This is a genomic window from Pseudomonas sp. PA-5-4B (assembly GCF_021606215.1).
In the GTDB taxonomy this organism is placed as follows: domain Bacteria; phylum Pseudomonadota; class Gammaproteobacteria; order Pseudomonadales; family Pseudomonadaceae; genus Aquipseudomonas; species Aquipseudomonas edaphica.
The window spans coordinates 1-25,773 of sequence record NZ_WKDB01000081.1; the positions used below are offsets into that span (position 1 = coordinate 1).

At 60.9% G+C, this 25,773-nt stretch carries 24 protein-coding genes; 14 read left to right on the plus strand and 10 right to left on the minus strand.

The genetic code is table 11. From position 1 onward, the window contains the following. The 4 genes from GIW28_RS26825 to GIW28_RS26840 all read right to left on the minus strand — a co-directional run. A partial coding sequence (locus GIW28_RS26825) for a hypothetical protein (protein WP_236447813.1) occupies nucleotides 1-1,105 on the minus strand: 1,105 nt, incomplete at its 3' end. Nucleotides 1,106-1,276: 171 nt separating this feature from the next. Further along, on the minus strand, nucleotides 1,277-1,663 hold the full coding sequence (locus tag GIW28_RS26830; RefSeq protein ID WP_017136289.1) for a hypothetical protein: 387 nt from the start codon (nucleotides 1,661-1,663) through the stop codon (nucleotides 1,277-1,279). Between the two features lie 7 nt (nucleotides 1,664-1,670). Continuing rightward, a complete protein-coding gene (locus GIW28_RS26835; RefSeq protein WP_236447814.1) occupies nucleotides 1,671-2,099 on the minus strand; it encodes a DNA polymerase III subunit chi in 429 nt (142 codons plus the stop codon). Nucleotides 2,100-2,150: 51 nt separating this feature from the next. Further along, complete coding sequence (locus GIW28_RS26840; protein WP_017136291.1) at nucleotides 2,151-3,641, minus strand: leucyl aminopeptidase; 1,491 nt, start codon at nucleotides 3,639-3,641, stop codon at nucleotides 2,151-2,153. 284 nt (nucleotides 3,642-3,925) lie between these two features. Between GIW28_RS26840 and lptF the strand changes: the two genes are divergently transcribed. From lptF to tadA, 10 genes are all read left to right on the plus strand, one after another. Then, on the plus strand, nucleotides 3,926-5,044 hold the full coding sequence (lptF, locus tag GIW28_RS26845) for an LPS export ABC transporter permease LptF (protein WP_017136292.1): 1,119 nt from the start codon (nucleotides 3,926-3,928) through the stop codon (nucleotides 5,042-5,044). Then, nucleotides 5,037-6,116: an LPS export ABC transporter permease LptG gene (gene lptG, locus GIW28_RS26850; protein WP_017136293.1), complete on the plus strand. Its 1,080-nt coding sequence runs from the start codon at nucleotides 5,037-5,039 to the stop codon at nucleotides 6,114-6,116. Before lptF ends, lptG begins: the two co-directional genes overlap by 8 nt. A 151-nt stretch (nucleotides 6,117-6,267) precedes the next feature. After that, nucleotides 6,268-8,067, plus strand: coding sequence for a translation elongation factor 4 (gene lepA / locus GIW28_RS26855; RefSeq protein ID WP_003210439.1), 1,800 nt, complete (start codon nucleotides 6,268-6,270; stop codon nucleotides 8,065-8,067). A 5-nt stretch (nucleotides 8,068-8,072) separates the two neighbouring features. Beyond that, nucleotides 8,073-8,927 (plus strand): signal peptidase I, encoded by an 855-nt coding sequence (lepB, locus tag GIW28_RS26860; RefSeq protein WP_017136294.1) that lies wholly within the window; start codon nucleotides 8,073-8,075, stop codon nucleotides 8,925-8,927. Between the two features lie 152 nt (nucleotides 8,928-9,079). Further along, entirely contained in the window at nucleotides 9,080-9,769 is a 690-nt protein-coding gene (gene rnc, locus GIW28_RS26865; RefSeq protein WP_017136295.1) for a ribonuclease III, read from the plus strand. Next, nucleotides 9,762-10,664 (plus strand): GTPase Era, encoded by a 903-nt coding sequence (era, locus tag GIW28_RS26870; RefSeq protein WP_016978271.1) that lies wholly within the window; start codon nucleotides 9,762-9,764, stop codon nucleotides 10,662-10,664. Before rnc ends, era begins: the two co-directional genes overlap by 8 nt. Before the next feature lie 194 nt (nucleotides 10,665-10,858). Next, nucleotides 10,859-11,548 carry a DNA repair protein RecO gene (recO, locus tag GIW28_RS26875; protein WP_017136296.1) on the plus strand — a complete coding sequence of 230 codons (690 nt, stop codon included), beginning with the start codon at nucleotides 10,859-10,861 and terminating at the stop codon, nucleotides 11,546-11,548. A 51-nt stretch (nucleotides 11,549-11,599) separates the two neighbouring features. Next, nucleotides 11,600-12,343, plus strand: coding sequence for a pyridoxine 5'-phosphate synthase (pdxJ, locus tag GIW28_RS26880; RefSeq protein ID WP_236447624.1), 744 nt, complete (start codon nucleotides 11,600-11,602; stop codon nucleotides 12,341-12,343). 267 nt (nucleotides 12,344-12,610) lie between these two features. Continuing rightward, complete coding sequence (locus GIW28_RS26885) at nucleotides 12,611-13,987, plus strand: multicopper oxidase family protein (RefSeq protein WP_236490437.1); 1,377 nt, start codon at nucleotides 12,611-12,613, stop codon at nucleotides 13,985-13,987. Continuing rightward, complete coding sequence (gene tadA, locus GIW28_RS26890) at nucleotides 13,987-14,484, plus strand: tRNA adenosine(34) deaminase TadA (RefSeq protein WP_017136300.1); 498 nt, start codon at nucleotides 13,987-13,989, stop codon at nucleotides 14,482-14,484. The genes GIW28_RS26885 and tadA overlap by 1 nt, the downstream gene beginning before the upstream one ends. A gap of 140 nt (nucleotides 14,485-14,624) precedes the next feature. On the opposite strand, the gene cmoB is transcribed toward tadA, so the two are convergent. From cmoB to GIW28_RS26920, 6 genes are all read right to left on the minus strand, one after another. Next, nucleotides 14,625-15,581: a tRNA 5-methoxyuridine(34)/uridine 5-oxyacetic acid(34) synthase CmoB gene (cmoB, locus tag GIW28_RS26895; RefSeq protein WP_236447623.1), complete on the minus strand. Its 957-nt coding sequence runs from the start codon at nucleotides 15,579-15,581 to the stop codon at nucleotides 14,625-14,627. Continuing rightward, nucleotides 15,578-16,321 (minus strand): carboxy-S-adenosyl-L-methionine synthase CmoA, encoded by a 744-nt coding sequence (gene cmoA, locus GIW28_RS26900; protein WP_017136302.1) that lies wholly within the window; start codon nucleotides 16,319-16,321, stop codon nucleotides 15,578-15,580. Before cmoA ends, cmoB begins: the two co-directional genes overlap by 4 nt. A gap of 36 nt (nucleotides 16,322-16,357) precedes the next feature. Next, nucleotides 16,358-17,014: a lysoplasmalogenase gene (locus GIW28_RS26905; protein ID WP_099548485.1), complete on the minus strand. Its 657-nt coding sequence runs from the start codon at nucleotides 17,012-17,014 to the stop codon at nucleotides 16,358-16,360. Nucleotide 17,015: 1 nt separating this feature from the next. Continuing rightward, entirely contained in the window at nucleotides 17,016-17,405 is a 390-nt protein-coding gene (locus GIW28_RS26910; RefSeq protein ID WP_017136304.1) for a protease inhibitor I42 family protein, read from the minus strand. Nucleotides 17,406-17,533: 128 nt separating this feature from the next. Continuing rightward, nucleotides 17,534-19,957 carry an endopeptidase La gene (gene lon / locus GIW28_RS26915; RefSeq protein WP_017136305.1) on the minus strand — a complete coding sequence of 808 codons (2,424 nt, stop codon included), beginning with the start codon at nucleotides 19,955-19,957 and terminating at the stop codon, nucleotides 17,534-17,536. A gap of 222 nt (nucleotides 19,958-20,179) precedes the next feature. Then, on the minus strand, nucleotides 20,180-21,169 hold the full coding sequence (locus GIW28_RS26920; protein WP_017136306.1) for a GntR family transcriptional regulator: 990 nt from the start codon (nucleotides 21,167-21,169) through the stop codon (nucleotides 20,180-20,182). Between the two features lie 335 nt (nucleotides 21,170-21,504). Between GIW28_RS26920 and GIW28_RS26925 the strand changes: the two genes are divergently transcribed. The 4 genes from GIW28_RS26925 to GIW28_RS26940 form a co-directional block, all read left to right on the plus strand. Continuing rightward, a complete protein-coding gene (locus GIW28_RS26925; protein WP_138453977.1) occupies nucleotides 21,505-22,836 on the plus strand; it encodes an amidase in 1,332 nt (443 codons plus the stop codon). Between the two features lie 11 nt (nucleotides 22,837-22,847). Further along, entirely contained in the window at nucleotides 22,848-23,726 is an 879-nt protein-coding gene (locus GIW28_RS26930) for a polysaccharide deacetylase family protein (protein ID WP_003234086.1), read from the plus strand. A 78-nt stretch (nucleotides 23,727-23,804) separates the two neighbouring features. Next, nucleotides 23,805-25,145, plus strand: coding sequence for an MFS transporter (locus GIW28_RS26935; RefSeq protein WP_065912690.1), 1,341 nt, complete (start codon nucleotides 23,805-23,807; stop codon nucleotides 25,143-25,145). Between the two features lie 10 nt (nucleotides 25,146-25,155). Beyond that, a partial coding sequence (locus GIW28_RS26940; protein ID WP_236490438.1) for an SDR family NAD(P)-dependent oxidoreductase occupies nucleotides 25,156-25,773 on the plus strand: 618 nt, incomplete at its 3' end.

Sequence of the window (25,773 nt, forward strand, 5' to 3'; positions counted from 1 at the left end):
TCGGGTCAACGGTGAGATCCAGAGTTAATGGCATTGACCAGTCGCCGTTAGCGTCTGCGAAGGTTTTGCCCAGTTGCGCGCCGTAGTACTGGTACACCGTAACGTTCGCATTGGCCGGTGCTTTGCCTTGCAGCGTGGGGAGCAGCGAAGTGACAGTGCTGGAGCTGGTGAGTTTGGGTGGGCTGCCTGGCGGCAGGGCAGAGCCACCCGAGGCAAGATTCACCGTCAAAAACACATCCTCCGCCCAACTGCCAGGCTGTCCATTGGCGTCGAGCAGCCCAAGCGAAATCCGCGATTGTTTAGTGCTCGGGTCAACGGTGAGATCCAGAGTTAATGGCATTGACCAGTCGCCGTTAGCGTCTGCGAAGGTTTTGCCCAGTTGCGCGCCGTAGTACTGGTACACCGTAACGTTCGCATTGGCCGGTGCTTTGCCAGTGAGGAGTGGTCGAAGTGAGTCTACGGTGGTGGAACTGGTGATTCGAGGCGGGCTGCCAGGTGGCAGCACAGAGCCAGCGCTGCCTGTCAACAAAACCGTCAACTGAACACCCACCCAAGGCGATAAAGCGTTGCCCTCGGCATCATTCGCGATCAACGCAAGGTCTACCCAGTTATTGGCATCAACGACAAGGTCAGTAGCCGGCGTGGCTTCCCAATAGCCATTACTGTCCGCACCCACTGAAGCGTAGTAAACGCTGCCACCCGAATGGGCAATCACGACCGTCGCATTCGGTGGAGCCGTCCCTGTAAGCCATGGACGAAGGGAGTCAACGATAGTCAGGCTGGTGAGAACGGGGGAGTTATCTGACTGGGAGGGGCCATTTCCCGCTATTTGAGAAGGGGAGCCAACGTGAAAGGGAAGATTGGGTGCATACCCTTGGCTCAGGTCGTAATAGGCGGTAACTGAATAGGGGCCCAAAGGTAGTGCTACGTGGGATTGGGTCAGCCAATTGCCGTTTCCATCGACGGTTGTTTGTGCAACGACTAGACCGGTATTTGATTGGCATATGGTGACGGGCTGGCCTGGAATTCCTTCGCCGAAGAAAATCGGGAATTGCGCAGGTGTCCATTCGGTAATTGGATAAAATTGAGTAGGAACGCCCATCATCTAAATCTCCGACAAGGAATAATTTCAGATGAGCTTTGTCCAAAATCGCTGGTGCATCTACTGTTAGAAATACCAGTTACGACAGGTGGTCATGTCATGATGTGAGTGGATGCATGCCCTCCTTGGCACCGACCGCATCGCGACATAGGCATTCTGGACAGGCATCCTGGCTCAGGACTGGTATTGGCTGAGCAACCGCTCCATGCGCGCATCCATCCGCCGTTTGATCTCGGCTTCAATATGCGGGGCAAAGTCGTCGATCACATCCTGCATGATCAGTTGCGCGGCGGCACGCAGTTCATTGTCCAGGTGCAGCAGCAACGCGTCGGGGGCTTTTTCTGCGGCGGGTGCCGGTTCTGCAGTGGGGGCTGGTGTGACAGGTTCAGGTGCGGCAGGTTTGCCACCGACCATGTCGAACAACAGCGGAATCTGTACCTCGCCCTCGACCGATTCGGTCAGCAGCGGCGGTTGCAACTCATCATCACCGAGCAATTGACGGATCGACTCCAGGTCGTCCAGCAAGTGGTCGTCTTTTTTCAGCGGGTTTGGAGTGTCCATCGTGTGCTCAAAGTCGTTGTAGCCGGTGATCTTGCAGAGGATAGCCCTGTTCGCGGTAGAAACGGAAACTCTCCCGCGCGGCCTGACGAATAGCCGGGTCTTCGACCACCACTTCCGCTACGCGGGCAAAAGCCTTGGCAAAGGCCGGTACTTTCAGGTCGAGGTTCACCAGCAGGTCTTGGTGATCGCCGCAGTTGTCGCCCAAACCCAGCACAATCAGGCCGTCGGGTTCGGACTCGGCGGGGCCGTGGGGCACGAAGCTTTCGCCCTTGAAGCGCCACAGGCGGGCGTCAAGGTCTTCACGCTGAGCGGCATCGCTGCAATGCAGGTAGATGCGGTGGCCCATGCGCCAGGCTTTTTCGGTAAGTTTGCAGGCAAAGTCCAGGCGCGCAGAGGGATCGGCGCTGGGCAATATATAGAAGTCGACTTGGGTCATTGCGGTTCCTGAGACCGGGGCGCCGTGAAGGCCGCCCCGGAATCTTCAGTTTCAGGCTTTGGCGCGATCCAGCAGGTACTGGGTCAACAGAGGAACCGGACGGCCACTGGCGCCCTTGTCCTTGCCGCCGCTGGTCCAGGCCGTGCCGGCGATGTCCAGGTGCGCCCAGTTGAAGTTCTTGGCGAAGCGCGACAGGAAGCAGGCGGCGGTGATGGTGCCGGCTTTTGGGCCGCCGATGTTGGCGATGTCGGCGAACGGGCTGTCCAGTTGTTCCTGGTACTCGTCGAACAGCGGCAGTTGCCAGGCGCGGTCGTCGGCAGCCTTGCCGGCGCTGAGCAGTTGCTCGATCAACTCGTCGTTGTTACCCAGCAGGCCCGAGGTGTGAGCGCCCAGGGCGACCACGCAGGCACCGGTCAGGGTGGCAATGTCGATCACGGCCTGTGGCTTGAAGCGTTCGGCGTAGGTGAGGGCATCGCACAGCACCAGACGGCCTTCGGCGTCGGTGTTGAGGATCTCGACAGTCTGGCCGCTCATGGTGGTGACGATGTCACCCGGGCGTGCAGCACCACCGCTCGGCATGTTCTCGGCGCAGGCCAGGATGCACACCAGGTTGATCGGCAGCTTGAGTTCCAGCACGGCACGCAGGGTGCCGAACACGCTGGCGGCACCGCCCATGTCGTATTTCATTTCGTCCATGCCGGCGCCCGGCTTGAGGCTGATGCCGCCGGTGTCGAAGGTGATGCCTTTGCCGACCAGCGCGTAAGGCTTCTCGGACTTCTTGCCGCCGTTGTATTGCATCACGATCAGGCGTGGCGGCTGGTCGCTGCCCTGGCCCACGGCATAGAACGAGCCCATGCCCAGTTCCTTGATCTTCTTCTCGTCCAGCACTTCAACCTTCAGGCCCTTGAACTCCTTGCCCAGCGCCTTGGCTTGTTCGCCGAGGTAGGTTGGGTGGCAGATGTTCGGCGGCAGGTTGCCCAGGTCACGGGTAAACGACATGCCGTTGGCGATGGCGGTGGCGTGGGTGACGGCGCGCTCGACTTCAGCCTGGGCCGCCTTGATGGTCAGCAGGGTGATTTTCTTGATGGCGCGCGGTTCGGCCTTCTGGCTCTTGAACTGGTCGAAGACGTAACCGCCGTCCACCAGGCTTTCGGCCAGCAGGCGGGTCTTGCCGTAGCTGTCGCGGCCTTTTACTACGATTTCATCGAGGGCCAGCGCCGCATCGGTGCCGCCCAGGCCTTTAAGAGTGGTGAGGATACCGCTGATGATCTTGCGGAACGGGCGGTCGCCCAGTTCGGCGTCCTTGCCCACGCCCACCAGCAATACACGGTCGGCTTTGAGGTTGGGCAGGCTTTGCAGCAGCAGGCTTTGGCCGACTTTGCCGGCCAGGTCGCCGCGCTTGAGGACCGCGCTGATGGCGCCGCCGCTCAGTTCGTCCAGTTGCTTGGCGGCGGCGCCGAGCTTGCGCCCTTCGCCGACGGCGACCACGAGGGTGGCGGTTTTCAACGTTTCGGGGCTAACGCTTTTTACAACCAATTCCATTTTCGGGTCCCTTATTTAAGGTCTGTGAGCCTGGCGTCTGTACGCAGGCTTTGATGCTTGGCAGCTTTGTAAACCGCCCGCGACAAAGGCCGCAGTTTGAACCTCGCCAGAGCAGCCTGACAACCCTTGCAGCACGCTTTGTGCGTGCGTATGAGCAAGCACCGTGACAGGCGCGGTCAATCACAGGATAATGCGCAATCTTTTTAGCCGGCCCGTGCATGTGGGTCGACTCGGTATGCTTGCTTGTTTGGCCGCCTTAGCCTGACAACCCTGGAGTGTCTGGTTTGATCGTCTTCCGTTATCTGTCCCGCGAAGTCCTGTTGACCCTGAGTGCCGTGAGTGCGGTATTGCTGGTCATCACCATGAGTGGTCGTTTCGTCAAATTCCTCGCCCAGGCGGCCTCGGGCGCCCTGGATCCGGGCTCGTTGTTCCTGATCATGGGCTTTCGCCTGCCGGGTTTTTTGCAGCTGATCCTGCCGCTTGGCCTGTTTCTCGGCATTCTGCTGGCCTATGGCCGGCTTTACCTTGAAAGTGAAATGACCGTGCTTTCGGCCACCGGCATGAGCCAGCAGCGTCTGCTGGCCATGACCATGGTGCCGGCCACCGGCGTTGCGCTGGTGGTGGCCTGGTTGAGCATGAGCCTGGCGCCCCAGGGCGCCATGCAGTTCCAGCTGCTGCTGAACAAGCAGGACGCGATGACCGAGTTCGATACCCTGGAGCCCGGGCGCTTCCAGGCGCTCAACGACGGCACGCGGGTCACCTATACCGAAACCATGACCGACGACCGCTCTAACCTTGGCGGTGTGTTCATCTCGCAGAAAAACCTCGGCCTGAACCAGAAGGACCGCGGTATTTCGATTCTGGTAGCCAACAGCGGGCGCCAGGAAATACGCCCTGACGGTAACCGCTACCTGATCCTGGAAAATGGCTACCGCTACGACGGCAGCCCTGGGCTGGCGGAATACCGGGCGGTCAAATACGACACTTATGGCGTAATGCTGGCCAAGCCTGACATCAGTGAAGAGGTCACCGACCGCGATGCACTGCCGACGCTATCGCTGATCGGTAATCCCGAGCTGCGCTCCGTTGCCGAGCTGCAATGGCGACTCTCCCTGCCGCTGCTGGTGTTCATCGTGACGTTGATGGCGGTGCCGCTGTCGCGCGTCAACCCGCGCCAGGGCCGCTTCCTCAAGCTGTTGCCGGCGATCCTTTTGTACATGGCTTACCTGACCATCCTGATTTCCGCCCGTGGCTCCCTGGAGAAGGGCAAGCTGTCGCCAACCCTGGGCCTGTGGTGGGTGCACGGGATCTTCCTGGTGATCGGCCTGGGGCTGCTCTACTGGGAACCTATCCGTTTGAAAATGAAGAGCCGTCGTGGCCTGAAGGAGTTGGCTCGTGGCTAAGCTCGACCGCTACATTGGTAGCAGCGTACTGATCGCCATCCTGGCGGTATTGGGCATCATCCTTGGCCTGGCGTGCCTGTTTGCCTTTATTGATGAAGTGGGCAACGTCACCGACACCTATACCGTCACCCACGTATTGAGCTACGTGGCGCTGACCGCGCCGCGTCGCCTCTACGACATGATGCCGATGGCGGCGCTGATCGGCTGCCTGATCGGCCTGGGCAGCCTGGCCAGCAGCAGCGAATTGACCATTATGCGAGCGGCGGGCGTTTCCATCGGCCGCATCGTCTGGGCCGTCATGAAACCCATGCTGTTGCTGATGGCGTGCAGTGTGCTGATCGGCGAGTACGTAGCACCACCGACTGAAGCCACGGCCCAGGCCAATCGTGCCCTGGCCCAGGGTTCGGGGGATGCGCAGAGCGCCAAGCACGGCCTGTGGCACCGCCAGGGTGATGAGTTTATTCACATCAACGCCGTGCAACCGGGCGGTTTGTTGGTGGGTGTGACGCGTTATACGTTCGACAAAGAGCGGCATATGCTGACCTCCAGTTTCTCCAAGCGTGCGCAGTACGACGAGGGGAAATGGGAGCTGTACGATGTCACCACGACGTATTTCCGTAATGTGGGGCAGGGCATCAAGGCCTACACCGAAGTGATCAATGTGCCGTCTGAACAGTGGGACATTGCCCTGAAGCCGGAACTGCTCAATACCGTGGTCATGATCCCGGAAAGCCTGCCGATCTCCGGTTTGTGGAGTTACATCCACTACCTCAAGGATCAGGGCCTGAACAATGGCCGTTACTGGTTGGCATTTTGGGTCAAGGTGTTGCAGCCGCTGGTCACCGCCGCGTTGGTGCTGATGGCTATTTCGTTCATCTTCGGCCCGCTGCGTTCGGTAACGCTTGGCCAGCGTGTGTTTACCGGCGTGCTGGTGGGCTTTACCTTCCGCATCGCCCAGGACCTGCTTGGCCCATCGAGCCTGGTATTCGGTTTCTCGCCGCTGTTTGCGGTGCTGGTACCGACGGCGGTCTGCGCTGTGGCCGGGTTCTGGCTGTTGCGCCGGGCCGGTTGATACCGCGCTTATGCACAAAAAATGCCCCGCTCATATGACCGGGGCATTTTTGTTCTGGTCAGCAAAGATGACGCCCGGCCCGAGCATCAGGTACAATTCCCGGCTATTTTTCAGCGGGCAATCTGCCTGCAGCCTTTTTGAGTGTTGATCCGTGAGTGATTTGAGTCATATCCGCAATTTCTCCATCATCGCCCACATTGACCATGGTAAGTCGACGCTGGCCGATCGATTCATCCAGATGTGCGGCGGCCTTGCCGAGCGTGAAATGGAAGCCCAGGTCCTGGACTCCATGGACCTCGAGCGCGAGCGCGGCATCACCATCAAGGCCCACAGCGTTACCCTGTACTACACCGCAAAAGACGGTATCAAGTACCAGCTGAACTTCATTGACACCCCTGGCCACGTTGACTTCACCTACGAAGTCAGCCGTTCGCTGGCCGCCTGTGAAGGTGCCTTGCTGGTGGTCGATGCCGGCCAGGGTGTTGAAGCCCAGTCCGTGGCCAACTGCTACACCGCGATCGAGCAGGGCCTTGAGGTCATGCCGGTACTGAACAAGATCGACCTGCCCCAGGCCGATCCTGACCGCGTTAAAGAAGAAATCGAAAAAATCATCGGCATTGACGCCACCGACGCCGTCGAGTGCAGCGCCAAGACCGGCCTGGGCGTTGACGAAGTGCTCGAACGCCTGGTCAAGACCATTCCTGCGCCTACCGGCAACTACGAAGATCCGCTGCAAGCGTTGATCATCGACTCCTGGTTCGACAACTACCTGGGCGTTGTTTCCCTGGTACGCGTGCGCCACGGCCGTGTGAAGAAGGGCGACAAGATCCTGGTCAAATCCACCGGCAAGATCCACCTGGTGGACAGCGTCGGTGTATTCAACCCGAAACACACCGCCACCACCGACCTCAAAGCCGGTGAAGTGGGCTTCATCATCGCCGGTATCAAGGACATTCACGGTGCGCCAGTGGGTGACACCCTGACCTTGAGCTCCACCCCTGACGTCGACGTGCTGCCGGGCTTCAAACGCATCCAGCCGCAGGTTTACGCCGGCCTGTTCCCGGTCAGCTCCGACGACTTCGAAGACTTCCGCGAAGCGCTGCAGAAGCTGACCCTCAACGACTCGTCGTTGCAGTACACCCCGGAAAGCTCCGACGCCCTGGGCTTCGGCTTCCGCTGCGGGTTCCTGGGCATGCTGCACATGGAGATCATCCAGGAGCGCCTCGAGCGCGAATACGACCTGGACCTGATCACCACGGCGCCGACGGTTATTTTTGAGCTGGCGCTGAAAACCGGTGAAACGATTTACGTCGACAACCCGTCCAAGCTTCCGGATCTGTCCTCCATCGAAGACATGCGCGAGCCGATCGTGCGGGCCAATATCCTGGTTCCGCAAGAGCACTTGGGCAACGTTATTACCCTGTGTATCGAAAAACGTGGCGTGCAGCACGACATGTTGTTCCTCGGTACCCAGGTGCAAGTGACCTACGATTTGCCGATGAACGAAGTGGTTCTGGACTTCTTCGACCGTCTCAAATCCACCAGTCGCGGCTATGCTTCGCTGGATTACCATTTCGACCGTTACCAATCGGCTAATCTGGTGAAACTGGATGTGCTGATCAACGGCGACAAGGTGGATGCACTGGCGCTGATCGTGCACAAGGACAACGCGCACTACAAAGGTCGCCAGTTGACCGAAAAGATGAAAGAACTGATTCCGCGCCAGATGTTCGATGTCGCGATCCAGGCCGCCATTGGCGGGCAGATCATTGCACGGACCTCCGTCAAGGCACTCAGAAAGAACGTACTGGCCAAATGCTACGGCGGTGACGTAAGCCGTAAGCGCAAGCTGCTTGAGAAGCAAAAGGCCGGTAAGAAACGCATGAAGCAAGTGGGCAACGTGGAAATTCCACAAGAAGCCTTCCTTGCAGTGCTCAGGTTGGATAGTTAGGTCCTATGTCACTAAATTTCCCGCTGTTGCTGGTCATCGCCGTTGCCGTTTGCGGTCTCCTGGCGTTGCTCGATCTGGTGTTCTTCGCCCCGCGTCGGCGGGCGGCGATCGCCTCGTATCAGGGCAGCGTCAGCCAGCCCGATGCGGTGGCAATCGAGAAACTGAACAAAGAGCCTTTGCTGGTTGAATACGGCAAGTCGTTCTTCCCGGTGTTGTTCATCGTGCTGGTGCTGCGTTCGTTCCTGGTGGAGCCGTTTCAGATCCCTTCGGGGTCGATGAAACCTACCCTGGACGTGGGCGACTTCATCCTGGTGAACAAGTTCTCCTACGGGATCCGCCTGCCGGTGCTCGACAAGAAAGTCATCCCGGTCGGTGACCCGCAGCGCGGCGATGTGATGGTGTTTCGCTACCCAAGCGACCCGAACGTCAACTACATCAAGCGTGTCGTGGGCCTGCCGGGCGACGTGATTCGCTACACCAGCGACAAGCGCCTGTTCGTCAATGGTGAGTCGGTAGCCGAGAAGTTGATCGGCACCGAGCCGAACACCCTGGGCAGCGCTGAGCTGTATCAGGAAAAACTCGGCGCAGTAGAGCACCAGATCCGCAAGGAAATGAGCCGCTACCGCTCGCCGCCCGACACCGAATGGAAAGTGCCTGCCGGGCACTACTTCATGATGGGCGACAACCGTGACAACTCCAACGACAGCCGGTATTGGGATGACCCTAATATCCCCAAGGACCTGCTGGGCATGGTTCCCGACGAGAACATTGTCGGCAAGGCCTTTGCGGTCTGGATGAGCTGGCCGGAACCCAAGCTCAGCCACCTGCCGAACTTCTCGCGGGTCGGGCTGATCAAGTAATACAGGCGGCGCTGTGAACACAGCGCCGAATGCTTTTCTGGGGTTGGGACAATTATTGGCCCAACTCCTTGCTGTACCAATCAGGATTTGAATTTGAACACTGCGTCAATCGTCGATGGCCGCCGGTGCCACCAAACAGAAATGGGTAAACCGTGAGCGTTTCTCTAAGCCGTCTCGAGCGCCAGCTCGGCTACACCTTCAAGGACCAGGAATTGATGGTCCTTGCCCTCACACACCGCAGCTTTGCAGGGCGCAATAACGAGCGCCTGGAATTCCTCGGTGATGCCATCCTCAACTTTGCCGCCGGTGAGGCGCTGTTCGAGCGTTTCCCGCAAGCGCGCGAGGGCCAGCTGTCACGCCTGCGTGCACGCCTGGTAAAAGGCGAGACCCTGGCCGTGCTGGCCCGTGGTTTCGGCCTGGGCGAGTACCTGCGCCTGGGGTCCGGCGAGCTGAAAAGCGGTGGCTTTCGCCGCGAGTCGATCCTGGCCGATGCCCTCGAAGCGTTGATCGGTGCGATCTACCTGGATGCAGGCATGGAGACCGCCAAGGAGCGCGTAGTCGCCTGGCTGGCGTCGGAGATCGAGAGCCTGACGCTGGTCGACACCAACAAAGATCCCAAGACCCGCCTGCAGGAATACCTGCAGTCGCGTGGTTGCGAACTGCCACGTTACGAAGTGGTGGATATCCAGGGTGAACCCCATTGCCGCGTGTTCTTCGTGGAATGTGAAATCACCTTATTGAATGAAAAAAGCCGAGGTCAGGGTGTGAGCCGTCGTATTGCCGAACAGGTAGCGGCCGCTGCAGCACTGATTGCCCTGGGCGTGGAGAATGGCCATGACTGATTCAACCGCAACACGCTGTGGCTATGTTGCCATCGTCGGCCGCCCGAACGTGGGCAAGTCCACGCTGCTGAACCACATCCTCGGCCAGAAGCTGGCGATCACCTCGCGCAAGCCGCAGACCACCCGCCACAACATGCTGGGCATCAAGACCGAAGGCAATGTGCAAGCGGTCTACGTCGACACCCCAGGCATGCACAAAGGTGGCGAGAAGGCGCTGAACCGCTACATGAACAAAACCGCTTCGGCGGCGTTGAAAGACGTCGACGTGGTGATCTTCGTGGTCGACCGCACCAAGTGGACCGACGAAGACCAAATGGTTCTGGAGCGCGTGCAGTACGTCACTGGCCCGTTGATCGTCGCGCTGAACAAGACCGACCGTATCGAAGACAAGGCTGAGCTGATGCCGCACCTCAGCTGGCTGCAGGAGCAACTGCCGAACGCCCAGATCATCCCGATCTCGGCCCAGCACGGCCACAACCTCGACGCTCTGGAACGTGTGATCGCCGAGCACCTGCCGGAGAACGAGCACTTCTTCCCGGAAGACCAGATCACCGACCGCAGCAGCCGTTTCCTGGCCGCCGAACTGGTACGCGAGAAAATCATGCGCCAGATGGGCGCCGAGCTGCCGTACCAGATCACCGTCGAAATCGAAGAGTTCAAGCAGCAGGGCAAAACCCTGCATATCCACGCGTTGATCCTTGTAGAGCGTGACGGCCAGAAGAAAATCATCATTGGCGACAAGGGCGAGCGCATCAAACGCATCGGCACCGAAGCGCGCAAGGATATGGAATTGCTGTTTGATTCCAAGATCATGCTTAACCTGTGGGTGAAGGTTAAAGGTGGTTGGTCCGATGATGAGCGCGCGCTGCGTTCCCTGGGCTACGGCGACCTGTAACCCTCCGCCTGATGGCGGGTGGGCTTGTTGTGGCGAGGGAGCTTGCTCCCGCTGGGCCGCGAAGCGGCCCCAACAAGGTCGGCGCGTTTTACCTGACGTAACTCTATGGCTGGTATAGGGGCTGCTTCGCAGCCCAGCGGGAGCAAGCTCCCTCGCCACAAAAGCGCTCTCCTTCTTTAGAGATTCCCCGTCTCATGTCCCAAACCCCACCCCCCAGCCAACTCGCCTACGTCCTGCACAGCCGCGCCTACCGCGAGACCAGCGCTTTGGTGGATTTCCTCACGCCCCAAGGCCGCTTGCGCGCGGTGTTGCGCAGTGCGCGGGGCAAAGCGGGTACGTTGGCACGGCCGTTTGTGGCGCTGGACGTAGAGTTTCGTGGCAAGGGCGAGCTGAAAAACGTCGGCCGCCTGGAAAGCGTCGGCACCTCGGCCTGGCTCAATGGCGAAGCGCTGTTCAGTGGCCTCTACCTCAACGAACTGTTGATCCGCCTGCTGCCCGCCGAAGACCCGCACCCCGCCGTCTTCGATCACTACGCTGCCACGCTGGTGGCCCTGGCCGAAGGTCGCCCGCTGGAGCCGCTGCTGCGCGCCTTCGAATGGCGCCTGCTCGATGACTTGGGCTACGGCTTCGAACTGAGCAACGACCTGCACGGCGACCCCATCGCCGCCGACGGTATGTACCGCCTGCAAGTCGACGCCGGCCTTGAGCGCGTATACCTGCTGCAACCGGGCCTGTTCCAGGGCACCGAGCTGTTGGCCATGAGCGAAGCGGACTGGACCGCCCCTGGTGCCTTGTCCGCCGCCAAGCGCCTGATGCGCCAGGCGCTGGCCGTGCATTTGGGCGGGCGCCCGCTGGTCAGTCGCGAGTTGTTTCGAAAGCCCTGACAAGCCCGTGTATGCTGTGCAGCGTTTCTTTCCCTTTTCAGGAGCGCTTCCGTGACCACCAGCAATCGCATTCTTCTTGGCGTCAACATCGACCACGTCGCCACCCTGCGCCAGGCCCGGGGCACCCGTTACCCCGACCCGGTCAAGGCCGCGCTGGACGCCGAAGAAGCGGGCGCCGACGGCATCACCGTGCACCTGCGCGAAGACCGCCGCCACATCCAGGAGCGCGATGTACTGGTGCTCAAGGACGTGCTGCAAACCCGCATGAACTTCGAGATGGGCGTCACCGAAGAAATGATGGCGTTCGCCGAGCGCATCCGCCCGGCGCATATCTGCCTGGTGCCGGAAACCCGCCAGGAACTCACCACCGAAGGCGGCCTCGACGTGGCCGGCCAGGAAGCACGGATCAAGGCGGCGGTGGAGCGCCTGTCGAAGATCGGCAGCGAAGTGTCACTGTTCATCGACGCCGACGAGCGCCAGATCGAAGCGTCGCGTCGCGTCGGCGCGCCGGCGATCGAACTGCACACTGGCCGTTACGCCGATGCCACCACGCCCACCGAAGTGGCTGAGGAACTGCAGCGCATCATCGACGGCGTCAAGTGCGGCCTCACCGAAGGCCTGATCGTCAACGCCGGCCATGGCTTGCACTACCACAACGTCGAAGCCGTGGCCGCGATCAAGGGCATCAACGAGCTGAACATCGGCCATGCGCTGGTGGCGCATGCGCTGTTCGTCGGTTTCAAAGGCGCGGTTGCCGAAATGAAAGCCCTGATTCTGGCGGCTGCCAAGCACTGATCAGACACTGGAAATCTCCTGTGGAGCGGGCTTGTGTGGGAGCTGGCTTGCCTGCGATAGCATCACCTCGGTAAAACTGAAAAACCGAGGCGCCTGTATCGCGGGCAAGCCCGGCTCCCACACAAACCAGCTCCCACAGGAAATCTTCAGAGTCTTCATCGGCGTTTTCGCCATGCGGCAATGCGAAGCCTTACTGTTTAGCCGATGCAGGTGTATCGTATCTGCCCTTTGCGGGCCTCTGGCCTGCGGCAGATACGTGAGGTTGTTGTGTCCCGATCCTTTTCCCGTCGACAAATCCTGGGTGGCCTGGCAGGCCTGGCCGTCGTGGGCGTCGGTGCCGGTGGCGCCTATCGCTACTGGCTGGGGAAAGTCGCCGAGGCCAACGCGGGCCACGATTACGAGCTGATTGCCGCACCGTTGGACGTGGAACTGGTGCCCGGCCACAAGACCGAAGCCTGGGCGTTCGGCCCCTCGGCGCCAGGCACCGAGTTGCGTGTGCGCCAAGGCGAGTGGCTGCGGGTACGTTTTATCAACCACCTGCCGGTCGCCACCACCATTCACTGGCACGGCATCCGCCTGCCGCTGGAAATGGACGGCGTGCCCTACGTCTCGCAACTGCCGGTACTGCCCGGTGAATATTTCGACTACAAATTCCGCGTGCCCGATGCCGGCAGCTACTGGTATCACCCCCATGTGAACAGCAGCGAAGAACTTGGCCGTGGCCTGGTCGGCCCGCTGATTGTCGAAGAGCGCGAGCCCACCGGTTTCAAACACGAATGCACCTTGAGCCTGAAAAGCTGGCACGTGGACGAAGAGGGCGCCTTTGTCGCCTTCAGCGTGCCCCGTGAAGCGGCGCGTGGTGGCACGGCCGGGCGGCTGTCGACCATCAATGGCGTGCCCCAGGCGGTGATCGATCTGTCTGCCGGGCAGATCACCCGCGTGCGCTTGCTCAACCTCGACAACACCCTGACGTACCGCCTCAACATCCCCGACGTTGAAGCGCAGATCTACGCACTGGATGGCAACCCCATCGAGCCGCGCCCGTTGGGCAAGGAATACTGGCTGGGCCCGGGCATGCGCATTTGCCTGGCGATCAAGGCGCCACCGGCGGGTCAAGAGCTGTCGATCCGTAACGGCCCGGTGCGTCTCGGCACTTTCCGTTCAGTCGCCAATACCGACGCGCCGAGCGAATGGCCGCCAGCACTGCCCGCCAACCCGATTGCCGAGCCGGACCTGGCCAATGCCGAGAAACTCAACTTCAATTTCGAGTGGGTCGGCAGCGTGTCGGTGGATGACGGCAAACCGCCGAGCCTGTGGCAGATCAACGGCAAGGCCTGGGACATCACCGACAAGACCTGCGCCGACCGCCCGATTGCCAGGCTTGAGAAGGGCAAGAGCTATATTTTTGAATTGAAGAACATGACCCAGTACCAGCACCCGATTCACCTGCACGGCATGAGCTTCAAGGTGATCGCCTCGAACCGCCACAAGGTGATTCCGTATTTCACCGACACCTACCTGCTGGGCAAGAACGAGCGTGCGCGCGTGGCGTTGGTGGCCGATAACCCAGGCGTGTGGATGTTTCACTGCCACGTGATCGACCATATGGAAACCGGCCTGATGGCCGCCATCGAGGTGGCGTGATGCGCCAGATTCGCCCCGCAGCGATTATCGACCGCAGCCGCGACCAGCACTTCATGCGCGAAGCCCTGGCCCTTGCCGCCCAGGGCGCGGCACTTGGCGAAGTGCCCGTGGGCGCGGTGCTGGTGCAAGGCGGTGAAATCATCGGCCGTGGCTTTAACTGCCCGATCAGCGGCAACGACCCCAGCGCCCATGCCGAGATGGTCGCCATTCGCGCCGCTGCGCAGGCGATCAGCAACTACCGGCTGGTGGGCAGCACGCTGTACGTGACACTGGAACCGTGCAGCATGTGCGCTGGTTTGATTGTGCATTCGCGCATCGCGCGGGTGGTGTACGGCGCGCTGGAGCCCAAGGCCGGAATTGTGCAAAGCCAGGGGCAGTTTTTTACCCAGGGTTTTCTCAACCATCGGGTGCTGTATGAAGGCGGGGTGTTGGCCGAGGAATGCGGCACGGTACTGAGTGAATTCTTCAAGGCCCGCAGAGCCAAGCCCACACTCTAAAGAACACCGAGGAGCCAATGTGGGAGCTGGCTTGCCTGCGATAGCGGTGCATCAGTCACTGATGAGTTGTCGGGCTGGCCGCCATCGCAGGCAAGCCAGCTCCCACATTTTGATCCCCATTTAGTCAGGGACATCAGTGTTTATTTCTTGGCGATAATCACCGCCCGCATCGGCGCCGGCAGCCCTTCGATGGTCTTGCTGTGATCATCCGGGTCCAGGAAATCACTCAGCGACTGATACTTCATCCACTCGGTGCCGCGTTGTTCTTCAACCGTGGTCACGCTCACATCCACACAACGCACTTCACTGAAACCCGCGCGGCGCAGCCACAGCATCAGTGCCGGCACCGACGGCAGGAACCACACGTTGCGCATTTGCGCATAACGGTCTTCCGGCACCAGCACCTGCTGCTGATCGCCTTCGACGACCAGGGTTTCCAGGACCAACTCGCCGCCTTTGACCAAGGTGTCCTTGAGCGCCAGCAAGTGCTCAATGGGCGAACGACGATGGTAGAACACGCCCATGGAAAACACCGTGTCGAAGCCTTCCAGGTTCGACGGCAGGTCTTCAAACGGGAACGGCAAGTGCCAGGCCTTTGGCTCGTTCAGGTAGCGCTGCACGGCCTGGAACTGGCAGAAGAACAGCCAGTTCGGGTCCACGCCAATGACGCTGTCGGCCCCCGCGCCGAGCATGCGCCACATGTAATAGCCGTTGCCGCAACCCACATCGAGGATGCGCTTGCCCTTCAAGTCCAGGTGGGGTGCAACCCGCGACCACTTCCAGTCCGAACGCCATTCGGTGTCCACGTGCACGCCGAACAGGTTGAACGGGCCTTTGCGCCACGGACTCAGGCCCATCAGGGCGGTGTGCATTTGTGCGCGGGTGGCGTCGTCGCAATCGGTATCAAGCGTCAGGCCATTGAGCAAATCGACTTCGCTGGGCTGGATCTGCGGCAGTGCGTCCAGCGCACTTTGCCAGCGCTCCAGGTCGCCATGGCCCTTTTCCATTTTGCTGTCGAGCTGCGCTTGCAGGCCCTGGGCCCATACGGCCAGAGGAGTACCGACCAAGTGGCGGGCGAGGGGGGACAAATCAATCATGGCAAGGCAATCAACGAGGCAAAGTTAAGACACTGGAACCACGGCACGACTTTCGAGAACCCGGCCGCCAGCAGGCGTTCGCGGTGTTCTTCGAGGCTGTCGGGTTTCATGACGTTTTCGATGGCGCTGCGCTTCTGGGCAATTTCCAGTTCGCTGTAGCCGTTGGCGCGTTTGAACGCGATATGCAGGTCGGTGAGCAGCGCGTGTTCTTCGGGATCGTTGAAACGCAGCTTTTCCGAAAGGATCAGCGCCCCGCCTGGCAGCAGCGACTGGCGGATACGCCCGAGTAACGCCAGGCGTTGGTCAGGCGCGATAAATTGCAGGGTGAAGTTCAACGCCACCACCGAAGCAGGCTTAAATTGCAGCGCGAGAATGTCGCCCTCAATCACCTCAACCGGCAGCAACTCCTGGAACATCGAGTCCTGACCGTTGAGGTATTCGCGGCAGCGCTCGACCATGGCGGCGGAGTTATCCACTGCAATCACCCGGCAGCCGTCGGTGCGCACGTGGCGACGCAAGGCTTGGGTCACAGCGCCTAGGGACGAACCGAGGTCGTAGAGCACGCTGCCCGGCTGGGCAAATTGCGCCGCAAGCACGCCGAGGTTCTCGACGATGGTCGGGTAACCCGGCACCGAGCGCTTGATCATGTCCGGGAACACCCGCACCACGTCCTCGTTAAAGGCGAAGTCCGGCACCTGGGGCAGGGGCTGGGCGAATAGGCGATCGGGTTCTTTGCTCACGGTTGTTCCGGCGACGAGGGGGGAAAGGCCGGCATTTTAGCCAAGTTGGCCCTCATGTGCGCGGGTTGTCTGATGGAAAGCCGAAGCGGTAATACCCCACTGACCCAGCCAATAGGTGGTGATCAGCAAATACGGTGCCGCATCGAAGGCCAACACAAACCGGTTGATGCCGATCAGCGTGTCGGAAAACACAAACGACACCGCCCCCGCTGCCGCAAGCCATGCCGAGCGTTTGGGCACTTCACTGCCCAGCCGTGCGAGCGCACGCCAAAGCATGGCACTGATCACCAGGGCGTAAACCACCACTGGAATCAGCAAGTCGCCGAGGCCGTGGGAAATCAAAATACTCAGCAGGATTGCCCCCACACCCAGCGCCAATACCAATGGCAACACCGCCAGGCGGCGGCAATCGCTGAAATAGGCTTTCAGATACGCCAGGTGCGCAAACAGGAACGCGCCGAGGCCAAAGATAAACAGGTCGCCCGGCCAAGCGAGCAGCACATCACCGACCAGGGAAAAAATCAGCCCCAGGCTGATCCAGCGTCGATAGTCAGTGGGCGGCGCATCATGCAGCCAGCCCAGCAGTGCCAGCACCGGCAGTGGTTTGACCAGCAGGCACAACAAGGTGGCGTGGGTGGTCAGGCCGTAGATAAAGGTGCCGGCGCCCATCAGCGCAAGGATCAGCCATGGCATATCAGTTCACCGTAATGGCGCAGTCGAAGGTTTCGGCCGGTTCGGCTTCCGGCTCCCAGGGTTGCTGGGATGTCAGGCGCAAACGGCCCTGGCCGGCCGCGAAGGCCTGGAAGCGCCAGGTGGAGTGGCCACCGCCGCCGATCACACCGGATTCCGCGCTGCTGTAGACCTCTGGGCTCAAGGCGCGCAGCACACCGCCGGCGGAATCCTGGATGGCCCAGCGGTAGCCGGTGGTGGGGTTGCTCGGCAGGGTGAGGATCAGGTTTTGTCCGGTTTTAAGCTGCAGCGGGCAGGCGCTCTGGTTGTCCACTGTGACGTTTTGCTTGGGGGCACTGGCGCATCCGGCCAGCAGGGCAAGGCTCAAGGGGAGAAGCAGGCGGGCAGCGGTCATGGAGGCTCCGTTGTGTGGCGACGAAGGGCGAGCATAACCGAAGATGAGACAAGGTGTGACAAGCAGACAGTGACAGAAACCTTTGTGGCGAGGGAGCAAGCTCCCTTGCCACAGGGTTGGAGTGAAATTTAGAAGAGCACCTTCGCCACATCCGCAAAGCGCTTGGCAAAGTGTACCGTCATGCCTTCCTTCAGGTACTCCGGCAACTCCTCAAAGCTCCCGCGATTCGGCTCCGGCAAGATCAGCTCGTGAATCTTCTGGCGGCGCGCCGCAATCACCTTCTCGCGCACGCCGCCAATCGGCAGCACATGCCCGGTCAACGTCAGCTCGCCGGTCATGGCCACGCCTTTTTTCGGCGGCTGGTTGCGTGCCAGCGACAGCAGCGCACTGGCCATGGTGACACCCGCGCTCGGGCCGTCTTTGGGTGTGGCGCCTTCCGGCACGTGCAGGTGTACAAAGGCTTCATCGAAGAACTTCGGATCGCCGCCAAACGACTTCAGGTTCGAGCTGATGTAGCTGTAGGCGATCTCGGCGGACTCTTTCATCACTTCACCCAACTGCCCGGTGAGTTTGAAGCCGCGATTGAGCGTGTGGATGCGCGTCGCCTCAATCGGCAAGGTCGCGCCGCCCATGCTGGTCCAGGCCAGGCCAGTGATCACACCAGTGCCCGACAGCACTTGCTCGTTGCGGAACACCGGCATGCCCAATGAGCTTTCCAGGTCCTTGTTGCCGATCTTGATCACCGAGTTCGGCTCATCCAGCAACTTGACCACCGCCTTGCGCACCAGTTTGCCCAGCTGTTTCTCCAACTGGCGCACCCCGGCTTCCCGCGCATAACCGTCGATCAACGCACGCAGGGCGCCGTCGCTGATGCTCAGGCTGGTTTTCGCCACGCCGGCTTTTTCCAGCTGCTTGGGCCACAGGTGACGCTTGGCGATGGCGACTTTTTCTTCGGTGATATAGCCCGACAGGCGAATCACTTCCATACGGTCCAGCAACGGGCCGGGGATCGAGTCCAGGGTGTTGGCGGTACACACGAACAGCACTTTGGACAGGTCCAGGCGCAGGTCCAGGTAGTGATCGAGGAATTCGACGTTCTGCTCAGGGTCGAGGGTTTCCAGCAGCGCAGACGCCGGGTCGCCCTGGAAGCTCTGGCCCATCTTGTCGATCTCGTCGAGCATGATCACCGGGTTCATCACTTCCACATCTTTAAGCGCCTGCACCAGCTTGCCCGGCAGGGCGCCGATGTAGGTGCGGCGATGGCCCTTGATCTCGGCCTCGTCGCGCATGCCGCCTACGCTGAACCGATAGAACGGCCGGCCCAGGGACTCGGCGATGGATTTACCCACACTGGTCTTGCCCACGCCCGGCGGGCCGACCAGCAGCACGATGGAACCGGCGACTTCGCCTTTGTAAGCACCGACCGCGAGGAATTCGAGGATGCGACTTTTGATGTCGTCCAGGCCTGCATGGTGCTTATCCAGCACTTTGCGCGCGTGTTTCAGGTCGAGCTTGTCCTCGCCATATACGCCCCACGGCACGGAAGTGGCCCAGTCCAGGTAGTTGCGTGTGACCGCGTATTCCGGCGAACCGGTTTCCAGGATCGACAGCTTGTTCATCTCTTCGCCGATGCGTTTTTGCGCCTGGGCCGGCAGCACTTTGCCCACCAGGCGTTGCTCGAACTGTTCGACGTCGGCGCTGCGGTCATCCTTGGTCAAGCCCAGCTCTTGCTGGATGACCTTGAGTTGTTCCTTGAGGAAGAACTCGCGCTGATGCTCACCGATCTTGCGGTTTACCTCGGCGGAGATTTCCTTCTGCAGGCGCGCGACTTCAACTTCCTTGCGCAGCATTGGCAATACTTTTTCCATGCGCTTGAGCATGGGGACGCAGTCCAGCACTTCCTGCAACTCGTTACCGGTTGCCGAGGTCAACGCGGCGGCGAAGTCGGTGAGCGGCGACGGGTCGTTGGGGCTGAAGCGATTGAGGTAGTTCTTCAACTCTTCGCTGTACAGCGGGTTGAGTGGCAGCAGTTCCTTGATCGCATTGATCAACGCCATGCCGTAGGCCTTGACCTCGTCGGTCGGCTGGGTGGGCTGGTGCGGGTATTCGACTTCCACCAGGTATGGCGGGCGATGGTGCTTGAGCCAGGTCTTGATGCGCACGCGGGTCAGGCCCTGGGCGACGAACTGCAGCTTGCCGTTCTCGCGGCTGGCGTGGTGCACCTTCACCAGCGTGCCGTACAGCGGCAGGCTGGAGGTGTCGAAGTGGCGCGGGTCTTCGGGTGGTGTGTCCATGAAAAACAGCGCAAGCGAGTGGTGGTCGGATTTGCTCACCAGCTCCAGGGTTTCGGCCCACGGATCTTCGTTGACGATGACCGGCAATACCTGCGCCGGGAAGAACGGCCGGTTGTGGATCGGGATGATATAGACCTTGTCCGGCAGGTTTTGCCCAGGCAGGGCCAGGCCGGTGTTGGACGAGGTTTCGTGCTCAGCGTTTTCGGGGTCGGCGTAATCGTTCAGGTCGATGTCCGGGAATTCTTGCTGGTCGCTCATGGGGCACCTGCATAAGGAAGTATGCAGGTTAGATGGGGCGGGGTAGCGGTGGTTTCAATGGTGGGCGTGAGATAGCAACATATTGCATGAAATTTCTAAAACGACGCTGAGTCCATGTGGGAGCTGGCTTGCCTGCGATAGCGGTGTGCCAGTTGATACATCGGGTGACTGATACACCGCCATCGCAGGCAAGCCAGCTCCCACATGTCAGACCGAGTGGCGTCAGCTGATTTTGTGCAGGTAAGCCGGCAGCGGCTGCTCCGGTAACACCGACAGCACCTTCAGGCGCTGCAACATCCGCTGTCGCGCCCGCTGCAAGTGCTCACGCAAATTCAGCGCCGCCGCATCAAATGCCCCATGCAGCAACAACTCCAGAATCAAGCGATGTTCGGCGAGCATGGCGGGATCTGCGCCGATTCCCAGTAAACGGTAAAAAATACGACTGATGATCATCGGGCTTTGGCCCTGGCGGATCAGCGCGGCGATCTTGCGGTTTTGCAGGCCGGCCAGGCAGCGTTGGTGCAAGTCCTCTTCGATCTGTTCGATGGTTTCCAGGCTGCAGTGTGGGCTTTGCTGGGCATCCAGCACGCGCTGCAACATCGCTTCGAGCATCTCGCGGTCCAGGTTCGGCGCACTCTGGCGCAGCGCTTCGGGTTCCAGGCAGGCGCGTAGTTCGTAGTCTTCGGTGACTTCCCGCGCGGTCAACGGCCCGGCCAGCCACTGGGAGTAGGGTTCTTTTTCCACCAGGCCACGGTCGCGCAGGCGCATCAGCGCTTCACGCACCACCGCGCGGCTGACGCTGTAGTGGTCAGCGGCGGCTTGCTCGTCCAGGCGGTAGTGGCCAAAAGCGATACATGTGGACAGCGCCGCGCCGATTTCCTCGACGATCCGTTCGCCCAGCGGCCGCGTATCCACCAACTCAGCTTCGCCATCAAGGCCCAGGTGCGCATGGCTCAGGGGCAAGCGCAGCGGCTCCATGACCAGGCCTTTGGGGTTGATCAAGTAACCTCGGCCATTGAAGCGGCAGATCAAGCCCTCGTCATGCAGCAGGTCCAAAGCCTTGCGGACTGGAACGCGGCTGGTGCCGAACAGCTCGGCCAGCGGCGCTTCCAGCAACACCAGCCCGTGGCGCGCAGTGCCGTTAACGATCGCATCACGCAACAGTTGGTGAATCATCGCGTAACGGGAGGCCGAGGCGGACACTGCTTTCATCGTGTTCTCTTGGGCGTGTAGGAAAGTGGTCGGGGATTCTCTCATAGATGCACCTGTCACTCTGCGCTACAGCGGTGGCACTTTTTTGGGGCCGCCAAGAGAGAAACGTTACTTTTTGCACCAAAATGTATTTATTAATAAAAGATACATTATTTCAATTCGAGTCAGGCTCAGCACGTGCGCCGATATTTTTTGCAGCCTGAAAAACCATCTATCCCGCTGGTGTTGACGTTATGGCTTAGGAACACCACAACACGTCCAAAGAGACTGGCACGAAATCTGCCTTTGTAAAACGTACATTTTATTAATATGTACGTTTTGTGAGGGTCATCTTGATGTCAGACGCCACCTCAATGGCCCAAGCGTTCGCCAGCGGTCGCAACGACCCGGTGCAGGCACTGGAGCAGGCACTCGTCCACGCGAGCATGGCGCCCAGTGTCTTTATCTCCCTGACCGCCGAGCGCGCACGCCGTGAGGCCGAGGCTGCCGCCGCGCGCTGGCGTGCCGGGCAGCCTTTGAGCGCATTCGATGGCGTGCCACTGGCCTGGAAAGATTTGTTCGACGTGGCCGGCAGCATCACCACCGCAGGCGCCGCCTATCGCCGCAAGGCTGCGCCGGCCTTGGTCGATGCGCCCAGTGTCGGGCTGTTGTGCCGCGCCGGAATGGTCAGCCTGGGCAAGACCAATCTCAGTGAACTGGCGTATTCCGGCCTGGGCCTGAACCCGCATTTCGGCACGCCCCATAACCCCAATGGCAGCGATCAACCGCGCATTCCCGGCGGCTCGTCGTCGGGCTCGGCGGTCGCTGTGGCGGCGGGGATCGTGCCCATCGCCATGGGCACCGACACCGCCGGCTCGATCCGCATCCCCGCGGCGCTCAATGGTGTGGTGGGCTACCGCAGCAGCTGTCGGCGCTACAGCCGCGACGGCGTATTCCCGCTGGCGCACACCCTCGACAGCCTCGGCCCGCTGACCCGCAGCGTGCGCGATGCGCTGGCCATCGACGACCTGCTCAACGGCCGCACGCAACAGCACGTCGCCCGTAGCCTCAAGGGCCAGCACTTCGTCCTTGAGCAGGGCACGTTGGAAGACATCGAGCCCGCCGTGCGCAATAACCTGCTGCGCGCGGTGGACCAGCTCAAGGCTGCCGGTGCGCTGATCGAGGTGCGCGCGTCAGCCACCTTCCAGGCCACCCTCAACCTGATCAAGCAGGACGGCTGGCTCGGCTCATTCGAAGCCTTCGCCCTGCACGAAAACTTGTTGGACAGTCGCGATGCCGAGCAACTCGACCCGCGTGTACGTCGCCGCCTGGAGGCCGCGCGTGAATTGCCTGCCAGCCAATTACTGCACCTGATCGACGCGCGTCGCCGCTTGCAACTCCAACTGGTCGATGAACTCGACGGTGCCGTTCTCATTACCCCGACCGTCGCCCATGTCGCCCCGGCCCTTGCACCGCTGCAAGCCGATGACGAGCTGTTCGTCAAAACCAACCTCGCCACCCTGCGCCTGACCATGCCCGGCAGTTTGCTCGACATGCCTGGCGTCAGCCTGCCCAGCGGCCGTGATGCCCTGGGTTTACCCACCGGCCTGCTGCTCAGCGCCCCAAGCGGCGAAGACGCACGTCTGCTCAGGGCCGCACTGTCGGTCGAAACCACCCTGAATTTTTAAGGAGACATACCATGGCTAAAGACATTCTCTGTGCATTTGGCGTCGACGTAGACGCCGTCGCCGGCTGGCTCGGCTCCTACGGCGGTGAAGACTCGCCGGACGACATCTCCCGCGGCTTGTTCGCAGGTGAAATTGGCGCGCCGCGCCTGCTCAAACTGTTCGAACGCTACGGCCTGCGCACCACCTGGTTTATTCCCGGTCACTCAATGGAAACCTTCCCCGAGCAGATGAAAGCGGTGGCCGACGCCGGCCACGAAATCGGCGTGCACGGCTACAGCCACGAAAACCCGATCGCGATGACCGCCGAGCAGGAAGAAATCGTCCTCGATAAGTCGATCGAGCTGATCACCCAGGTCACCGGCAAGCGCCCGACCGGTTATGTCGCGCCCTGGTGGGAGTTCAGCAAGGTCACTAACGAGTTGCTGCTGAAAAAAGGCATCAAGTACGACCACAGCCTGATGCACAACGACTTCCATCCGTACTACGTGCGCAAGGGCGACAGCTGGACCAAGATCGATTACAGCCAGCACCCGGATACCTGGATGAAACCTTTGGTGCGCGGCGAAGAAACCGACCTGGTGGAAATCCCGGCCAACTGGTACCTCGACGACCTGCCGCCGATGATGTTCATCAAAAAAGCCCCCAACAGCCACGGCTTCGTCAACCCGCGCCACCTGGAAGAGATGTGGCGCGACCAGTTCGACTGGGTTTACCGCGAACACGAACACGCGGTGTTCACCATGACCATCCACCCCGACGTGTCCGGCCGCCCGCAAGTGCTGTTGATGCTCGAGCGCCTGATCGAACACATCCAGAGCCATGCCGGCGTGCGCTTTGTCACTTTTGACGAAATTGCCGACGATTTTATCCGCCGCCAACCGCGTACCTGATCTGAGTCATCCGTTACCTGTGGTTCAGGTTCCACCTTGGCTAGTCGGCATTTGCCCCAACCCTGCGAGGCGCGATTTATGTCCATCTACAATAAGCTTGACCTGACTGGCTGGAAACCCCGGCAACTGACGTCGCAAGAGGTGCGCTTTGCCACCTGGATCGCGTTTTTCGCCTGGGTGTTTGCGGTGTATGACTTCATCCTCTTCGGCACCTTGCTGCCGGAGATCGGCCGGCATTTTGGCTGGGGTGAAGTGGAGCAAGCTGAAATTGCAACATGGGTGGCGGTGGGCACAGCGGTGGTCGCCTTTGCGATTGGCCCGGTAGTGGACAAGTTGGGCCGGCGCAAAGGCATTATTTTTACCGTGGCAGGTTCCGCGCTGTGCTCGGCACTTACCGCGATTGGCGGTGCGTGGGGCAAGTCGCCGCTGATTCTGATTCGTTCGCTGGGCGGCCTGGGCTATGCCGAGGAAACCGTCAACGCCACGTACCTGAGCGAGCTGTATGGCGCCTCGGAAGACCCACGACTGACCAAGCGCCGCGGGTTTATCTACAGCCTGGTGCAGGGCGGCTGGCCGGTGGGCGCGTTGATCGCTGCCGGGTTGACCGCGCTGTTGCTGCCGATTATCGGCTGGCAGGGGTGTTTCATTTTTGCAGCGATCCCGGCCGTCGTGATCGCGATCATGGCGCGCAAGCTCAAGGAGAGCCCGCAGTTCCAGATCCATCAGCGCATCAGCGAACTGCGTAAAAGCGGCGCGGTAAAAGAAGCGCAAAACGTCGCTGTGACTTACGGCGTCGACTACGACGAACACAGCAAGGCTGGCCTTAAAGCCGCCTTCCGTGGCCCGGCCCGGCGCGCCACGCTGGTAATCGGCGCCGCGCTGTTGCTCAACTGGGCGGCCATCCAGGTGTTCAGCGTGCTCGGCACCTCGGTGATCGTCAGCGTGCACCATATTTCGTTCGAGAATTCGCTGATCATCCTCGTGCTCTCCAACCTGGTGGGCTACTGCGGTTACCTGACCCACGGCTGGATGGGCGACAAGATCGGCCGCCGCAACGTGATCGGCCTGGGCTGGATGCTCGGTGGCCTGGCATTTGCCGGGATGCTGTTTGGCCCAAGCAACATGCCGATGGTGGTCGGGCTTTACAGCCTGGGCCTGTTCTTCCTGATCGGGCCTTACTCGGCGGCGTTGTTCTTTATCAGCGAGAGTTTCCCCACCAGCATCCGCGCCACCGGCGGCGCGATCATCCATGCCATGGGGCCGATTGGTGCAGTGGTCGCAGGGTTTGGCGCCACCCAGGTGTTGTCCGCCGGCAGTGACTGGCAGACCGCCGCGCTGTGGTTCGGCGCGCTGCCGTGCTTCTTATCCGGCGCGCTGATGTTTGCCGCACGCCATGTGCGTCCGGAAACCGTTCAGTAAGGAGTGTTAGATGAGCCGTAAAGTTGCCTTGATTACCGGTGCCGCCAGCGGCATCGGCCAAGCCCTCGCCGTGGCGTATGCGCGCAGCGGCGTGGCGGTGGTCGGTGGGTATTTCCCGGCCGATCCCCATGACCCGCATACCACCGTGGCCCTGGTGAAAGAAGCCGGCGGCGAATGCCTGATGTTGCCGCTGGACGTGGGCAATAGCGCCTCGGTAAACGCCCTGGCCGAGGCCGCCGTGCAGCACTTCGGCCGCCTCGATTACGCCGTGGCCAACGCCGGTTTGCTGCGCCGCGCGCCGTTGCTGGAGATGACCGATGAGCTGTGGGACGAGATGCTCAATATCGACCTGACGGGAGTGATGCGCACCTTCCGCGCTGCAAGCCGGCACATGAAAGAGGGCGGCGCGCTGGTGGCGATTTCATCGATTGCCGGCGGTGTGTATGGCTGGCAGGAACACAGCCATTACGCGGCGGCAAAAGCCGGCGTGCCGGGGTTGTGCCGTTCGCTGGCGGTGGAGTTGGCGGCGTTGGGGATTCGTTGCAATGCGGTGATTCCGGGGTTGATCGAGACGCCGCAGTCGTTGGATGCGAAGAATTCTTTGGGGCCGGAAGGCTTGGCCAAGGCC

Bases quoted from the DNA above. Each gene is read 5' to 3' on its own strand.
- GIW28_RS26830 (WP_017136289.1), bottom strand. From the start codon at position 1,663: ATGGACACTCCAAACCCGCTGAAAAAAGACGACCACTTGCTGGACGAC.
- GIW28_RS26835 (WP_236447814.1), bottom strand. From the start codon at position 2,099: ATGACCCAAGTCGACTTCTATATATTGCCCAGCGCCGATCCCTCTGCG.
- GIW28_RS26840 (WP_017136291.1), bottom strand. From the start codon at position 3,641: ATGGAATTGGTTGTAAAAAGCGTTAGCCCCGAAACGTTGAAAACCGCC.
- lepB (WP_017136294.1), top strand. From the start codon at position 8,073: ATGTCACTAAATTTCCCGCTGTTGCTGGTCATCGCCGTTGCCGTTTGC.
- era (WP_016978271.1), top strand. From the start codon at position 9,762: ATGACTGATTCAACCGCAACACGCTGTGGCTATGTTGCCATCGTCGGC.
- recO (WP_017136296.1), top strand. From the start codon at position 10,859: ATGTCCCAAACCCCACCCCCCAGCCAACTCGCCTACGTCCTGCACAGC.
- tadA (WP_017136300.1), top strand. From the start codon at position 13,987: ATGCGCCAGATTCGCCCCGCAGCGATTATCGACCGCAGCCGCGACCAG.
- cmoB (WP_236447623.1), bottom strand. From the start codon at position 15,581: ATGATTGATTTGTCCCCCCTCGCCCGCCACTTGGTCGGTACTCCTCTG.
- GIW28_RS26905 (WP_099548485.1), bottom strand. From the start codon at position 17,014: ATGCCATGGCTGATCCTTGCGCTGATGGGCGCCGGCACCTTTATCTAC.
- GIW28_RS26910 (WP_017136304.1), bottom strand. From the start codon at position 17,405: ATGACCGCTGCCCGCCTGCTTCTCCCCTTGAGCCTTGCCCTGCTGGCC.
- lon (WP_017136305.1), bottom strand. From the start codon at position 19,957: ATGAGCGACCAGCAAGAATTCCCGGACATCGACCTGAACGATTACGCC.
- GIW28_RS26920 (WP_017136306.1), bottom strand. From the start codon at position 21,169: ATGAAAGCAGTGTCCGCCTCGGCCTCCCGTTACGCGATGATTCACCAA.
- GIW28_RS26925 (WP_138453977.1), top strand. From the start codon at position 21,505: ATGTCAGACGCCACCTCAATGGCCCAAGCGTTCGCCAGCGGTCGCAAC.
- GIW28_RS26930 (WP_003234086.1), top strand. From the start codon at position 22,848: ATGGCTAAAGACATTCTCTGTGCATTTGGCGTCGACGTAGACGCCGTC.
- GIW28_RS26935 (WP_065912690.1), top strand. From the start codon at position 23,805: ATGTCCATCTACAATAAGCTTGACCTGACTGGCTGGAAACCCCGGCAA.